The sequence below is a fragment of the Clostridiales bacterium FE2011 genome (assembly GCA_017569305.1).
Lineage (GTDB): Bacteria > Bacillota > Clostridia > Christensenellales > Aristaeellaceae > Aristaeella.
Window position 1 is genome coordinate 2420877 of the sequence record CP069418.1, and the last position, 14911, is coordinate 2435787.

The following is a 14911-nucleotide window of genomic DNA, read 5'->3' on the forward strand; positions in this document are numbered from 1 at the left end:
TTGTGTGTCTGTGAAGGAGGATGATGAATGTGTTTACGCCAAGTAATTCTACAATAGTTCCCGAACCATCGCCGGAGAGGGTCTGGCAGCTCGCGACCTATCTGCAGAAGCTGGACAAACCAGTTAAGCGGGATGATCTGTATAAAGCTATGGCTATGCCGGAAGTGTATGGTGAGAATAAGGGGATATTCAATGATACACTAAGTGTGGCCAAGGAACTGGATCTGGTGAATGAAGCGGATGGTTTGATTTCTGTTTCAGAAGAGCTCGGGAAAATCAGAACAAAGGATGACTTTCGCAGATATGCAGCAAGAATAGTGTTTCAATGGGAGGATAGTCTGTTCTTTAGGGTGACAGCTTTTTTCTGCGCACATGCAGAAGATATGCGGAAGCTTGAAAGTATTAATGATGTTGTAGCCTATTTGGGTGCGAATGGCATTTCAATCCATGATAATGTTATTAAAGGCTGGCGGCTATGGGCTCCATTTCTGGGCTGCGGTTATCTTTTTGGGAATGTATTGATTCCGAATTGGCAACAAAGGATTGCGGATGTTTTATTTTCACAGCAGAAATGGCCGAAAAAACAGCAGATTCCATTTAGTGAATTCATTACATGGCTTCAGCATGAAGCACCGGAGACGAGAGACAGCATTCAGGGTAAGCAGGTCGGATTGGGTGTTTCCAATGGCCTGAGAACTCTGGATGAATTGGGTGTTTTGAAGATTGTTTTTACACCGGATGCGTCACAGTGGCAGCTTGTAAAAACCAGTGGTCAGAATGCTGTCAGTTATGTACAGATAATGAGGTGATCAGATGGGTAATATTGATTACAAGCGTGTTAGTAAACATATTGATGAAGTATATCAGATCAATGTCATGGCGGCGGATCAGGGTGATTTTCTGATCACGCATATGCCGTTTGAAAATCTTGAGGTCACAAGGACGGGACATGATGATGATAAAGCTAAGGCGATGAGTGAGGAAGATGTTTATAAAACCATCGTCTGGAATGAGGAAAATCAACATCGTTTTATAATTGTTAAAGGGAATAATGGTACTGGCAAGTCTCATCTGATTCGCTGGCTTCAAGCCAGGATGAGCAATGAATTGAAGCGCCTAAATCGTGATGATGAAATGGTTGTTTCCATTCGACGTATAGACAATACGTTGCGTGGAGCTGTTGAGCAGCTTTTGAAACAGGGAGTTGTTACTGATCTTCAGTTGAAAATGCAGATGGAATCGTTTGTTCAAAAAGCGGTTACGTTGCAGAAACAACAGATGATGGATACAATACTTGACTCTTTCATTTCTGAATTAGAGGCAGAGGGCAAGAGTGGTGGTAATAGCATTTTCAGCAAACTTGATTTAAGCAGTTTTGTAGAGTTTTTCCGTAGCGCACCTGTTCGAGAAGAATTGATGGCAGAACAGGGTCCTGTCTTACGTTATTATGAATATTTAACTAGACCACAGCATGATGTGTTGACAGCCTCTCCTCGTTTCCTGCCAGAGGATTTTAAATTTGCACGAGATAAGGGCTTCATGATGAAGATGATGCCTTATATGTCGGTAACAAATATTAGCGTTGCGCTCAGCAAATTGAATAAAAACAGGAATCAGGAATGTGATAAACTAGCGAATCTATTAAACCGTTATTCGAAAATGGTCATTCAGCGTATTTCGCAGATCGGTGTAGGTAATATCCGGCAGATTATGACTGATCTACGCAAGGATCTGAAAAAACAAGGGAAAAATCTGACTGTATTTATAGAAGACATGACTATGTTTACCGGAATTGATTCGGAACTGATTACTGTCCTGTCTACGGAGCATACTGGCGAATATACTGATATGTGCCGTGTTACTTCAGTTATTGGCATAACTAATGCATATTATGATGAGAATTTTAAGGACAATTTCAAAGATCGTGTTACCCATCAAGTGTTAATTGGTAAAAAAACATTTGATTCTCAGGATGCATTATGCTCTATAACGGCTCGGTATTTGAATGCGTTTTTTATGACACGGGAAGAAATTCAGGAGTGGATGCAGGGAGGCGCCGATCCGGAGGCAATTCCTTATAGAATTGAAGAGCCATCTTATAAATGGGACAAGGTGAAGGTGGGCCAAGAGTATTTTACATTGTTCCCCTTTACAAAAAGATCTCTTTGGCAGTTGTTTTTGCGTATTGATGAGCCGCAAAGGACACCGCGTAACTTTTTAAAGGCTGTAGTTAGGGAACAAACGAAAGCTTATCTTCGAAATCGGTTAAATGAGGAATTATTTCCGTCGGTTTCGTCTGAAGCTATTGGCTCTGAAAGTTACAGATTTACGACGGAAGCCTATTCATCTGATTTCAATGAGATGACAAAAGCTGCAGATAAAGATGCCAAAGAGGCTTTCAGGGCATTACTGTGCTTCTGGGGCGATGGGACCATGACTCGGGATGAAAAGGGAACAAAACTGGCTGGTTTGCCTGTGGATTTCATCCTTTCTATGAAATATCCATTCTTTAAACCGGGTAGTTTGGAAGGCCTTGAAGTCAGTCAAGGAGGTGGTGATTCTGGGGAAGAAGTCATAGTGCCTCCAGTAATAAAAGAATTACCAAAGCAGTTGCAGAATGAGCTGAATGATATTGATCAGTGGCTCCATGATGATAAAAGGACATTATTGTATTCTGAAAACAGGAGAAAAGATATTGCAGATTTTCTGAAAGAAGCGGTTGTGTGGCCAATGGAAGGAGTGCCGACTTTTTTCAAAGAACTGTATCTGAAGGATAACAAGAGCATTTATATTGAAGGTCAGAAGGAAAAGAATCCTTCCAGAAAGACGGCACTGTTAGCTATGGATAGGTCTGATGAGACGGCTAACGTGTTGAGAGGTCTGGCATACAGAAGATATCTGAAAAATTGGGAATTTGAAGAGAGTGCGTTATATCAATTAAAGATAGCTGTTTGGCTGGAGAAAAACAAAAAGGTTATTGTCAGCAAGATTATTGATAAAGAACGGATTGGTGGTTTGCAGGAATTGCTGATGGCATCCATGGCTGCGGAATATATGTATTTGGGTGTAATGGGCGGTTTTGATCGAACGGAAGTACAACTTAGAGGTAAACTGTACAGGAAGAATGTGTCGCTGCTCGAAAAGGATAGGGATGGAAGTCGTTCTGGTGAGTGGGGTAAATTGAGCGCTTCCTGGAAAAATAAGGCTGAGACTGCCAGGTTTGATGGAAACAAGGAAATACTGACTCGTGTCATTAAAGCTGTGACCGGTGAAGCTCAGACGAGTTCTGACAATGTGCTGGTTTGGAGAACTGTGGCGGATAGCGCATTTAATACAATGGCTGCTAATCATTGGGATTTTTCATCGCGTCTTGAAGGAAAGAAATATGATGACAGGAACAGTAAAATTGAAACGCCGTTTGCGCTCCTGCAAGAATACATGCCAAAGGTAAAGACTGTTTTGGAGTTGGAGAAGGAAAGCTTTTTTGCAATATCTGAAACGATGAAAGAATATGTTGATCGTCCCAAAGATGGCGAATCATGGAGGGATATAGCAGAAGAAGCACTCTCATTTTTGAAAGATTGCAATGGATTGTATGGTATTAGTTTCGATCGGGAGTTGGAAAACGAAATCAGATGGGTAAAGAATAGCGCTGATACGATTGCAGCTATTATGAAGAATGGTGAGGTTGTGTGTGCAGACGGTCAGTATTCAAGCTTGTTAATGTTCTTTTCTTCTGATCCAATTGAAATCTATCTTCGAAGAGCACAAAAGGCATTCGACAAATTACAGATGTTTGCGGATCAACAAAAAACAAAATACGAAGCACTTCTGAGAGCTTCAGTTGTAGATGATCCAACAGCAGAAGAGGCTGATAAGACAATTGATCTTATTGATGAACTAGTTAAGCGGCTGAATGAGGAGGTGAAATAAGATGTTCTTAGAGAAAATAAATGAAACAAAAAAAACTCTGGCAAAGTATAAAAGCAGACAGGAAAGCATATATGGATCAAAACAGTATGTACAGTCTTTGGATATTGTGAATAAAGCAATACAAGAACTTATTAGCCAAATAGAGATTAGTGTTGCTACTTCAGAAATATTGTTTCAAGAAGCAGGACTATCTACAGATAAAAAACAAGAACTCAAGAGCCGTCTTATTCAGTTGAGGGATGATGTTGAGGAACGTGAAGATGTCGGTGATAGTGGTCAAAAATTAAAGACGTTTGTGTCAGAATATAAAAAAACAGAGAATGATAAATGGCGTTGTGCAGTAGAAGATAGAGCGAATTCTAGCATTAGTTTGCTGATGCAACTTGGCAAGTTTTCGGATAAAGCGGACGATGTTTCGAATATAGTGTCAACACTTCGTCTAAATGCATCAATAATGCCAACAACAAAAGATGCAGTTATACAATATGCAAAAGCTTTGAAATATGCTTCGAATATTACGAATAGTGTAAGTGGATCTGATAATGTGATGGCCTTTTTACAGCGTGTTTCAAATAATGAGGCCACTGTTTCAGAACTCAATGATGAGATTTGGAAATGGATAAAAGAACATCATATGGAACAAAAACTAAAGATATCGTTGTGATGAGACAATATGTATCATTCTCCTAATACATCATCCAGGGCTTCTTCCAGATATCCGGCATAGGCTTCCCGGACGTGTTCGGGGGAGAGGATGTTCATCTGACCTACGAACTGGAAGACCCAGGCGTAGAAGGTGGTGCTGAGACCGACTGGGACGTCGATGACGAAATGGTTTCTGGTGATGTTCTTGAGTTCTATCTGATCACCGAAGCGGTCTATGACCTGATCAAGGATATCCAGTTTGCAACGGAGAGTGACTTTTTCCTCCGGACCGCCGTACATGCGGAAAACTTTGTCGGTGTAGTCCCGGACATCAAAGTCTTCGGGCGGAGGGACACGCTTTTTCGTAAGTTGCTTCGGAACTTCCATCCGGTCGATCCGGAATACCGTGACTTGTCTGCGTTTGTCTGAATAGCCGACCAGGTAATAACGGTCATCGTTCCAGACGGTGGCGTAAGGGGAAACAACATATTGTTCTTCCAGGATGCCGAGATGTTTCGGCACCTGTTTTTTATCTGTGTTGTACTGAAGGTATCGGAAGGTGATTTTTCTGTCCCGGTCAATGGCTTTCCGGATGGCCTGGACGGAATAGATCATATTTTTGTTTTTGGCTTTCACATGTTCCGAAACCATGATCTGGGGAACCAGATCTTTGGTATGGGAAGGCCCCGCCATGGTGGACAGCTTCCGGATCAGTTCCTTGCTCCTGGCCTGTGGGATGAATTGGGCGGCAGATACGGCGTCCACCAATACCTGGAGTTCCGGCATGGACCATTCCCGGCTCAGGTATTTATAGAAAATGCCGATCCCTTTTTCTTCGCTGATGTCGATATCGCAGCCGGCTTTCTGCAGGCTGGCAACATCGTCGCGGAGGGTAGGAAGGGAGACGCTTTCACCTTTATCCCTGAACATCTGCCGGATGTTGGCGGCGCTGACTGCGGTGTCCTCATCCGTATTGTTCCTCAGGTATTGAAGAAGCACCAGGACTCTTTCTTTGGTATCCATATATGCATATTGTTCCTTTGCCTTATTTCATGGGTAGGAAAAAGAAAACAACAGAATTGTGTGGAAAAAGACAATGAGCTGTAAATTGCGGCAGGCTTGGCAAGTTGTATTTCATAGATAAGCTGTGTTACATTGCAATGTTGTAAAAAATAGCATGTAACGTATTGCAAATAATGCGTACTTATAATACAATTTTCATGTCGTCGATGACAATAAAATATTACAGGAGGGTAAATTATGAAAAAACTGGGTGTTATGCTTGCATTGATGCTATGTTTGACCGTTATTGTTCCGATGGCGTTGGCAGTATCATCGAAGTGTCCGGTACATGAAGATGGATATCATCATTATGCACCATCTCAAGATAGTGTGCCCTATTACGCAGAAAACTATGGTAATGAAACCTTCCACAGACAACACTATTATCACATTGAGAGATGTGCGTGCGGTGATTGGAATGTATGTGCCGAACCATATCGAGATTGGTCTAAGGATGAATATCATGTACATAATACAGAAGTAAGAAGAGATTATGTCGGTGCATCAAGAATTGATTCCCAATATCATTACAGAATGTATAATGTGTTAAAAAGATGTCAATGCGGTCATGAGGGATGGGACAATTATCTGGTGGATAGGAGTGTAAAAATAGGTCATTCGTTTACAAATGTTGTATCATCTACTACAAAAAATGGCAAACGTATTGTTGTCAAGAAATGCGCGTGTGGCGAGAGAAAAACATTCACTTACACTGTACCTCCTACGCAATAAAATAGTTTTTGAGGGCGCTACCTGATTGTCATATAGGTAACGCATTGCAGAACTTGACAAGGTGGTTTCAGCAATCAAAAGCTGAAACCATTTTGTTTTGCGTATTGAGAATTGTTATCAATGAAGTGTATAAAGTCGAACATTGCACACTATATACATTTGATATAGCATTGGATAGAAATAGTAGTTTCTACGGTTTTGTAACAAAACTATGTTGCCAAATGGAGAAACAATAGAATTTCTTGTTCTTTTTTCTGCCGTGGACGGGTCCGTCTGGTAGATGGTATAATATGCATGTTGTGAGTGAAAGATAATTGCATATACTGCCTGAACCTATGGAGGACTTTTTGTATGGGTACGGGTTATACATTGGGCTGCAAGAAATGTGGATATAAGATCAGCGGGAACCTGGGGGTTGGTTTCTTTTTCCCAAAGGCCTATCAGGAAACGATGAGGGCGGCTAGGGAAGGAAAGCTTGGCAAAAGGATTCAAAGGTTCCTTGAGGAGCATCCGGATGGGGCATTGAAGGCGGAGACTGTATTTCTGCAGTGTGAGGAATGCGGCAAATTAACATGTGGAATGGATCTGTCCATGTATATCCGGAATCCGGAAATGCCACGCAAGGAACATGGAAGATGGAGCGTGGCGATGCCTTTTGAGGAGGAAGATTATGTTTCTCCGATGGAACTGGAGGATGAAGGGACTTATCAGTTTTATGATTACGGGAATCTGTGTGAAAAATGCGGAAAACCGATGAAACCTATCACAGATAATGAACTGATGGATAATAATGCTCGTGATGAGAATGATGGGAGTACAGTAGTTACCTGTCCCAGGTGCAAAGAACGGTTATGGATCGAAGATATTATCATGTGGGACTAAAGGCTGGTTCTGCTAATGGCATTGCTGCTTAGGGGTGAGTTAAATGTCACGAGATCTCTGGATTCTCATCGCGATCGTTCTTTTTGTGCTGCTCTTGGGCGGAAAGGGAAAGAAACAGGGTACAGATTCAGAGAAAAGCAAGGGGAAGAATAAATCTGCTTCCGTCCCGTCAACCGCTGAGCGAGTGTATATTCCCCATTATATGAAGGATGATGAGTATAAGTGCCCTGTGTGCAAGGCACGATTCTGGAAAGATTATATGGTTTGTCCAAATTGCGGGACTAAGTTTACAGGAACTAAGGAAGATGACGGGGAGTTTATGGAGGAAATGGTCATATGGGATGATGAAGACGATGACTGAGGTAGGAGTTAGGAAGTAGGAGGGAATAGATGCCGCAAAGCGGCCAATTAATACTGAAAACTTAAGACTTAAAACTGAAAAATGATGTGGCTAAGGCTGCAGCCGGGAAAGCGGGTGACTGGTATGGGAATGGGTTGCGAGATAAACCTTATAGATACGGAACCGACGGAAAAACAGGAAGCGCTGTTTATAAAGCTGATCCGTGCTTTGGAGGATAAGCCGGATGAGTTTGTGATATTTGAATTCCAGAACGCGAAAAATCGTCCTGATACACAGCAGGGGCTGGTGTTTTTCCAGCTGTGCCGGGACGGAAGGTTTCTGAATGGTGAGATTCGGATTGACAGGCCGGAAGGTATGCGGATGTACAGAAGGAAAATGAATAAATGGGAAGCGGCGGACTGGCTGCGCTGGATGATCCGGATGCGTCAGGAGCCGGACATAAAGGGGTGGGAAGACATTACGAAAGAGATCTTTGGCGAAAAGGAAGAATGAAAAAAGCAACCGGTTGGTTGCTTGATTTCGGTGGGGACCGATCCACGGATTTCCTGGCCTGCAGCTCATTGCGTTTCTTCGGCCTTGTACTGGATCGGTGTCTGTGCCTGGCGGCTCTATATGAACATTTCCCACGGCCTGCAGCATATCGCATTACTTCGGCCGTGTGGGAGATGATTGGTGTCGGTTGCGTGTTTCACGACCGACATCTTTTTATACGGGGGGAAAAATACAATGGCAGTACAATTCGAAAATTCTGGAGAATTTTCGAAAGGGAGGATGGTATGCCGCATAGCGGCAGGTAGGAGGTGCGGCTGAGGCCGCAGGAAGAAAACTGTCGTTACGCTTTCTTGCTGTGACTCCGGATGTAATAAAGGGCGGTCAGGAGTGAGCTGATCAGCACAGACGGAAACAGTTGGGGGTTAGTGCGTGCCAGGATAATCAGCAGAATCGGATAGCCCCAGGCGACGAGGAATACCATTGCATACTTGAAGAACATGGCCAGATCTTTCATGAGGATTACCTCCCTTGTTTGCAGCTTTTATCTGGTACGCGTTTATTGTAGCGTGTCCGGATGAGCGAATACAGAACGACAGGGGAGGAATATGGAGGGATAATGTTACGGGGAGGGAGGAATAAATACCTAAAATTAATACTTAAGACTTAAAACTTAAAACTTAAAAATGATCCGCGTGGCGGGGGAGATCTCTCCACGCGCCCGCAGGCGGGCTTGGTCGAGATGACATTATCGCTGCGGCGGGGTATGTGGCGGCAGGAGCATTACAGGGGGACAGACACTCAGTCACATTTTCTTCGAGAATGATGACAGATCCGCATCCTCAATCAGCGCATTGCTCCCTTGGAGCGGTCGCACTGCTTGTTTCGGATGACTCGTTCGGGTCGCTTTTGCCTTCGGCAAATGCCACACTGTGGCACCGCTTCCCTCGCTCCCCCGCGGTCACGCTCCTGCCGCTTGCTAGCTTGAAGTATGAAAAAAGCAACCGGTGACGGTTGCTTTTGATTTCTGTATGGGTTTTACACCAGCTCCGCCAGGCGGAAGATGAGCTCGCGGCTCTTTTCCCAGCCCAGGCAGGGGTCGGTGATGGACTGGCCGTAGACGCCGCCGCCCACCTTCTGGGCGCCGTCCTCCAGGTAGGATTCCACCATGAGGCCTTTGACCAGGGTGGAGATTTCCGGGTTGAGGGAGCGGCTGTGCATGACGTCCTTGCAGATGCGGATCTGCTCCAGGTATTCCTTGCCGGAGTTGTTGTGGTTGGTATCCACAATGACGGCAGGGTTTTCCAGGTCGGACTGCCGGTAGAGCTGCAGCAGGTTCCGGAGGTTCTCATAATGGTAATTGGGATGGGAACGGCCGAAACTGTCCACATAGCCCCGCAGGATGGCGTGGGCCAGGGGATTGCCTGTGGTGCTGACTTCCCAGTTCCGGTAGATGAATTCCTGGGGGCTCTGGGCCGCGGCAATGGAGTTCATCATCACGGTGATATCCCCGGCGGTGGGGTTCTTCATGCCCACGGCGATGCCCAGGCCGCTGGCCACCAGGCGGTGCTCCTGGTTTTCCACGGAGCGGGCGCCGACGGCCACATAGCCTAACAGGTCGGAGAGATAGCTGAAGTTGGCGGGATAGAGCATTTCTTCCGCACAGGTGAAGCCGGTTTCCCGGATGACCCGCATATGGAGCTGGCGGATGGCGATGATGCCGGCCAGCATATCTTCTTTCTTTTCCGGATCCGGCTGGTGGAGCATGCCCTTGTAGCCCACGCCTTTGGTGCGGGGCTTATTGGTATAAACCCGGGGAACAATGAGGAGCTTTTCGCAGACCTCATGGTTCACTTCCGTGAGGCGGGACATATATTCCAGGACAGCGTCTTCCCGGTCCGCGGAGCAGGGGCCGATGAGGAGCAGCATACGGGAATCCTTGCCGGTCAGGACATCGGAGATTTCCCGGTCGCGGTTCTCCTTGATTTCCTGAATGGTGATATCGGCAGGGTAATCCCGCTTGATCTCCTGGGGAAGGGGCATTTTGCGGACAAATTCCATGGGGGCACTCATTCGGTGGAACACCTCATTCGTTTGAAGTAGGAGGGTATGCCGCTTCGCGGCAGGTAGGAGGGAATGCCGCTTCGCGGCAGGTAGGAGGGAATGCCGCTTCGCGGCAGGTAGGAGGTAGGAAGTAGGAGTGAAGAGATGTGACAGTAGGGAACTGTCCCCGCTGTCACATCAGTGTTGAGTGATGAGTGAAGAGTGAAAAGTGAAGAGTGTAGAGTGTAGAGTTGCTGCTGACTTTAGGTCAGCAGCATTCTGTCATTAACCAGCTCACGGCCGGAAGCTTTTTCGAATTGGGCGAGGAGATCCTCGACGGTCATGTGCTGTTTCTCTTCCGCGTTCAGGTCCAGGATGACCTTGCCTTCGTGCATCATGATGGTGCGGTTGCCGAGGGCCAGGGCGTCCTTCATGTTATGGGTGACCATGAGGGCGGTGAGGTTGTTTTCCTCGATCAGGTGGCGGGTGAGGCGCAGGACCTTCTCCGCGGTCTTGGGGTCCAGGGCGGCGGTGTGCTCGTCCAGGAGCAGGAGCTCCGGCTTCTGGAGGGTGGCCATGAGCAGGGTCAGGGCCTGGCGCTGTCCGCCGGACAGGAGGCCCACCTTGCTGGACATACGGGTCTCCAGGCCCAGATCCAGGGTGGCCAGCTTTTCCTTATACAGGATCCGCTCCTTTGCGGAGATGCCCCAGCCCAGGCCGCGGCGCTGTCCCCGGCGGTAGGCAAGGGCCAGGTTTTCCTCAATGTTCATGGAGGCGGCGGTGCCGGTCATGGGATCCTGGAAGACGCGGCCCAGGAGGGCGGCCCGCTTGTGCTCCGGCAGGTGGGTGATATCCCGTCCGCCGAGGGTGATGGTGCCGTTATCAATCTGGAAGGTACCGGCGATGGCGTTGAGCATGGTGCTCTTGCCGGCACCGTTGCCGCCGATGACCGTAATGAAATCGCCCTTGTTCAGGGTCAGGTCCACACCAGCCAGCGCCATCTTGCGCATGACGGTGCCGGGGTTGAAGGTTTTCCGCAGGTCTTTGAGCACGAGCATTTCATCAGCCATGGTGTTTCCCTCCCTTCAGCTTCCGGGTGAGAATGCGGTCTTTCCAGTAGGGCATGGCCAGGAAGACGGCCACGACCAGCGCGGTGAGCAGCTTCAGGTCGTCGGTGTTCAGGCCCAGCCACAGCACCACCTGGATGACCAGGTAATAGATGATGGCGCCCAGGGAAACGGCCAGGAGCTTCAGGGCGAAGTTCCTAAAGAGCTTGCCGAAGATCACCTCGCCGATGATGACGGCCGCCAGGCCGATGACGATGGCGCCCCGGCCCATGGACACATCCGCGAAGCCCTGGTACTGGGCCATGAGGGCGCCGGAGAAGGCGACCAGGCCGTTGCTGATCATCAGGCCAACGAGCTTGCCGGTGTTGGTGTTGATCCCCTGGGCCCGGGCCATCTGCTGGTTGGAACCCACGGCCCGGAGGCTGCAGCCGTATTCCGTGCCGAAGAACCAGTACATGATGGCGATGAGCACGAGGGTCAGAAGGAGCATCAGCCAGATGGGATTATCCAGCGCCATGTGGCCGACGTTGCGCAGGGACACCAGCATGTTCTTATACTTGTTGATGCTCATAGGCACGTTGGCCCGGGAGCCGAGATCCGTACCGATGCCCTGGATCCGCAGGTTGACGGAATAGAGGGCAAGCTGGGTCAGGATACCGGCGAGGATGGCCGGGATGCCCATGGAGGTATGGAAGACGCCGGTGACCGCACCGGCCAGCATACCCACCACAAGGGCGATGAGGGTGGCCAGCCAGGGATTGACGCCGCTGGTGATCAGGATGGCCGCGACGGCACCGCCGGTGGCGAAAGAGCCGTCCACCGTCAGGTCCGCGATATCCAGGATGCGGAAGGTGATGTAGACCCCGATGGCCATGATGCCCCAGATGAGACCCTGGGCCACGGCGCCGGGAAGCTGGTTAAGTAGCTGTGCAATGTTCAAGGGAAACCTCCGGTAAATCAGAATTCATAATTCATAATTCATAATTCAGAATTATTTTTTTGCGGATACATAAAGTATGAGTAAACCGCAACGCCTACGTTGTCATTTCGAGCGACCGAAGGGAGTCGAGAAATCTCCCGGCCCGTCCACGTTCGGGAACGCAATAGGGACAGCGCGGCGTTCACGCTGGGCGGAATATGACAGAGGGAAAAGAACACTCGAACCCCTTCCTCGGGTTGAAGAAGGGGTGGAGTTGTTGATAGCCTACGGCAAGAGCAGTGACAGGGGGACAGACCCACAGTCACATTTTCTTCGAAAACAGTGACAGTGGTTCAGTCCCCAGCAGTCACACTCTTGCCGCTGCTGCGCTGCGGATGAATCCTTGCGCAGGGATTACTCGATCGGCAGATAGCCTTCGGGGATGGTGACACCAAGCTCGGCGGCGTTGGCGGCATTGTACTTCTTGGTGAACTGGGGCGCATAGGCAATGGGCATGGCCGCGATGTCAGCGCCGTTCACCAGGATGTCATAGGCCATTTCACCGGTCTTGTAGCCGATGTCATAGTAGGAGATGGTCAGGGTGGCGACGCCGCAGCCGGCGCAGATGCCTTCCTCACCGGCGACAACCGGGGTCTTGGCGGGGATCACCACGTTGGCAATGGCTTCGGTATTGCCGGCGGCGGTGTTATCGGTGGGGATGTAGATGACGTCGCACTCGGTCGCGGTCTGGGCGACGGAGGCCAGGTCGTTGGAGTCATTGAAGCCGTAGCGCTTGCACTCCAGGCCCATGGCGGTCAGGTAGCCCTCGATGGTCTTGATCTGGAAGATGGAGTTGGGCTCGGCGTTGCAGTAGAGCAGACCCACGGTCTTGGCTTCCGGGAACAGCTCCTGGATCATGGCAGCCTGGCCGTCCAGGGGAGCCAGGTCGCTGGTGCCGGAGACGTTCAGGCCGGTGGCACCGTCTTCGGTGAGCTCAATTTCCATGGCGGATTCATAGTTGGTGATGGAGGTGGCCAGCACCGGGATGTCCGCGGTGGCGGTGGCGCAGGCGAGCATGGCGGGAGTGGCGTTGGCCATGATCAGGTCCACCTGCTTGGAAACCAGCTGGCCGGCGATCTGGGCACAGTTGTTGGCGTCGCCGGAAGCGTTGCCTTCATCAAAGGAAACCTTGTCGCCCAGCTTTTCAGTCAGGGCGTCCTTAAAGCCCTGGGTAGCGGCGTCCAGCGCGGGATGCTGGATCAGCTGAAGAATACCGACGTTATAGGTCTTGTCGTCAGCGGACGCGAAGGCGCATACGCCAAGGATCAGGGACAGGGCAAGCAGCAGGGAAACAACCTTTTTCATGGGGAACCCTCCTTAAAAATCAAATCGGGATCGTGTATCTTTTCTCCCCTTGGGGGAGGGAAAAGCGGGAAATAAAAAATCCTCCGGACCCTTCCGAAGGACGATTACTCATCGTGGTACCACCTTGGTTCGCCGCGCCATTGCGGCCTCAGGGACGGACTAACATCCATCCTGCGGAAGATAACGGCCGCATTCCGTCACCGCCTACTTGCCATACTGGTTTCAACGGGAAGCTACAAGGGGAATTTCACCGACCGGCGGTCTCCCCGCTTTCAGCATACACGGGGCTCTCTGGACACCGCCATGATCCGGCTACTCGCCTTGATCATCGCTTTTGCGGTATTATAATTTCCGTACATAAGGACTGTCAAGCAATCCATACGGAAAGTACAGACGGAGAACAAGAGGATTAACAGGGAGGAGGTAGGAGGTAGGAGGTAGGAGGTTCTCTTTTAATTAATACTTAAAACTTAAAACTGAAAACTTAAAAATGGCGGAGGGATGACTCCGTCATCCTTTGAATGAATGATCGGAACTTCTCAATCCCAGCCATATGCTTTTCTCCCAATTAATGGTATAATCAGGCAACTGAGGACAATGGAGGCCGGACATGAAACTGAAACGGACCGTACGCAGGATTGAGACCCCGGGAGGCAGGATGAAGATACTCATCCTGCGGCCGGAAAAGCAGGAGAAGCCGGTGCCGGGGATTCTGTGGATCCACGGCGGCGGATACGTGACGGGCGTGCCGGCCATGGTTTTTGTGACGGCGGGCAGCCTGCTGGCGAAACACTACGGCGCGGTGCTGATTTCCCCGGACTACCGGCGGGCAATGAAGCATCCTTATCCGGCGGCGCTGGAGGACTGCTGGGCGGCACTTGAATATCTGTACAACAACGCGGAGGAGCTGGGTGTGGACAAGAACCGGATCGTGGTCGGCGGGGAAAGCGCCGGCGGCGGCCTGGCCGCGGCGGTCTGCATCTATGCCCGGGATAAGGGAAACGTCCCGATCTCCTTCCAGATTCCGCTTTACCCCATGCTGGACTGTAATGACACGGAGTCTTCCCGGCACAGCCATTCCCACGGCTGGGGAACGCGCCGGAACCACTGGGGATGGCACACCTACCTGCGGGAGCTGTACGGCACGGACGACGTGCCGCCCTATGCCTCGCCTTCACGGGAGACGAACTACGCGAATCTTCCGCCCTGCTATACCTTTGTGGAAGACGGGGAACCCTTCCGGGATGAAACAATCACCTACGTGGAAAACCTGAAGGCCGCCGGCATCGATGCCCACGTGGACATCTTCCACGGAAACATCCACGGGTTTGACACTATGCGGTGGACGAAAAACGCGAAAGAAGCGAGGAAAAAACTGATCCGCGCGGCGGAGAAGTTTTTGAAGTGAGGATG

General features: G+C 49.3%; 13 protein-coding genes. 7 read left to right on the forward strand and 6 right to left on the reverse strand.

The features are described 5' to 3' along the window. Nucleotides 1–29: 29 nt before the first annotated feature. Genes JRC49_10940 through JRC49_10950 form a run of 3 tightly spaced genes read left to right on the forward strand, consistent with a single transcriptional unit; the run spans nucleotide 30 to nucleotide 4597 of the window. Nucleotides 30–809 carry a hypothetical protein gene (locus JRC49_10940; GenBank protein ID QTE70314.1) on the forward strand — a complete coding sequence of 260 codons (780 nt, stop codon included), beginning with the start codon at nucleotides 30–32 and terminating at the stop codon, nucleotides 807–809. 4 nt (nucleotides 810–813) lie between these two features. Further along, a complete protein-coding gene (locus tag JRC49_10945) occupies nucleotides 814–3933 on the forward strand; it encodes a hypothetical protein (GenBank protein ID QTE70315.1) in 3120 nt (1039 codons plus the stop codon). A 1-nt stretch (nucleotide 3934) separates the two neighbouring features. Continuing rightward, nucleotides 3935–4597: a hypothetical protein gene (locus tag JRC49_10950; GenBank protein QTE70316.1), complete on the forward strand. Its 663-nt coding sequence runs from the start codon at nucleotides 3935–3937 to the stop codon at nucleotides 4595–4597. A gap of 14 nt (nucleotides 4598–4611) precedes the next feature. On the opposite strand, the gene JRC49_10955 is transcribed toward JRC49_10950, so the two are convergent. Continuing rightward, nucleotides 4612–5601 carry a WYL domain-containing protein gene (locus JRC49_10955; protein ID QTE70317.1) on the reverse strand — a complete coding sequence of 330 codons (990 nt, stop codon included), beginning with the start codon at nucleotides 5599–5601 and terminating at the stop codon, nucleotides 4612–4614. Nucleotides 5602–5838: 237 nt separating this feature from the next. On the opposite strand from JRC49_10955, the gene JRC49_10960 reads away from it, so the two are divergent. The 3 genes from JRC49_10960 (at nucleotide 5839) to JRC49_10970 (ending at nucleotide 8107) form a co-directional block, all read left to right on the forward strand. Further along, the gene (locus JRC49_10960) at nucleotides 5839–6372 is read left to right on the forward strand and encodes a hypothetical protein (GenBank protein ID QTE70318.1); all 534 of its coding nucleotides are present in this window, start codon (nucleotides 5839–5841) and stop codon (nucleotides 6370–6372) included. A 351-nt stretch (nucleotides 6373–6723) separates the two neighbouring features. Continuing rightward, nucleotides 6724–7254: a hypothetical protein gene (locus JRC49_10965; protein QTE70319.1), complete on the forward strand. Its 531-nt coding sequence runs from the start codon at nucleotides 6724–6726 to the stop codon at nucleotides 7252–7254. A gap of 490 nt (nucleotides 7255–7744) precedes the next feature. Beyond that, nucleotides 7745–8107, forward strand: coding sequence for a hypothetical protein (locus JRC49_10970; protein QTE70320.1), 363 nt, complete (start codon nucleotides 7745–7747; stop codon nucleotides 8105–8107). 340 nt (nucleotides 8108–8447) lie between these two features. Here the strand turns inward: JRC49_10970 and JRC49_10975 are convergent, their stop codons facing one another. From JRC49_10975 to JRC49_10995, 5 genes are all read right to left on the reverse strand, one after another. After that, on the reverse strand, nucleotides 8448–8621 hold the full coding sequence (locus tag JRC49_10975) for a hypothetical protein (protein ID QTE70321.1): 174 nt from the start codon (nucleotides 8619–8621) through the stop codon (nucleotides 8448–8450). A gap of 521 nt (nucleotides 8622–9142) precedes the next feature. Further along, nucleotides 9143–10177 (reverse strand): 3-deoxy-7-phosphoheptulonate synthase, encoded by a 1035-nt coding sequence (locus JRC49_10980; GenBank protein QTE70322.1) that lies wholly within the window; start codon nucleotides 10175–10177, stop codon nucleotides 9143–9145. A 233-nt stretch (nucleotides 10178–10410) separates the two neighbouring features. Beyond that, complete coding sequence (locus JRC49_10985; protein ID QTE72866.1) at nucleotides 10411–11205, reverse strand: ABC transporter ATP-binding protein; 795 nt, start codon at nucleotides 11203–11205, stop codon at nucleotides 10411–10413. Nucleotides 11206–11209: 4 nt separating this feature from the next. After that, on the reverse strand, nucleotides 11210–12154 hold the full coding sequence (locus tag JRC49_10990) for an ABC transporter permease (GenBank protein ID QTE70323.1): 945 nt from the start codon (nucleotides 12152–12154) through the stop codon (nucleotides 11210–11212). A 393-nt stretch (nucleotides 12155–12547) separates the two neighbouring features. Next, nucleotides 12548–13498: an ABC transporter substrate-binding protein gene (locus JRC49_10995; GenBank protein ID QTE70324.1), complete on the reverse strand. Its 951-nt coding sequence runs from the start codon at nucleotides 13496–13498 to the stop codon at nucleotides 12548–12550. A gap of 610 nt (nucleotides 13499–14108) precedes the next feature. Here JRC49_10995 and JRC49_11000 point away from each other — a divergent pair. Further along, entirely contained in the window at nucleotides 14109–14906 is a 798-nt protein-coding gene (locus tag JRC49_11000; GenBank protein QTE70325.1) for an alpha/beta hydrolase, read from the forward strand. Nucleotides 14907–14911 lie beyond the last annotated feature (5 nt).

Coding starts and splice junctions, on each gene's coding strand:
- JRC49_10945 (QTE70315.1), top strand. CDS start 814: ATGGGTAATATTGATTACAAGCGTGTTAGTAAACATATTGATGAAGTA.
- JRC49_10950 (QTE70316.1), top strand. CDS start 3,935: ATGTTCTTAGAGAAAATAAATGAAACAAAAAAAACTCTGGCAAAGTAT.
- JRC49_10955 (QTE70317.1), bottom strand. CDS start 5,601: ATGGATACCAAAGAAAGAGTCCTGGTGCTTCTTCAATACCTGAGGAAC.
- JRC49_10960 (QTE70318.1), top strand. CDS start 5,839: ATGAAAAAACTGGGTGTTATGCTTGCATTGATGCTATGTTTGACCGTT.
- JRC49_10965 (QTE70319.1), top strand. CDS start 6,724: ATGGGTACGGGTTATACATTGGGCTGCAAGAAATGTGGATATAAGATC.
- JRC49_10970 (QTE70320.1), top strand. CDS start 7,745: ATGGGTTGCGAGATAAACCTTATAGATACGGAACCGACGGAAAAACAG.
- JRC49_10975 (QTE70321.1), bottom strand. CDS start 8,621: ATGAAAGATCTGGCCATGTTCTTCAAGTATGCAATGGTATTCCTCGTC.
- JRC49_10980 (QTE70322.1), bottom strand. CDS start 10,177: ATGAGTGCCCCCATGGAATTTGTCCGCAAAATGCCCCTTCCCCAGGAG.
- JRC49_10985 (QTE72866.1), bottom strand. CDS start 11,205: ATGCTCGTGCTCAAAGACCTGCGGAAAACCTTCAACCCCGGCACCGTC.
- JRC49_10995 (QTE70324.1), bottom strand. CDS start 13,498: ATGAAAAAGGTTGTTTCCCTGCTGCTTGCCCTGTCCCTGATCCTTGGC.
- JRC49_11000 (QTE70325.1), top strand. CDS start 14,109: ATGAAACTGAAACGGACCGTACGCAGGATTGAGACCCCGGGAGGCAGG.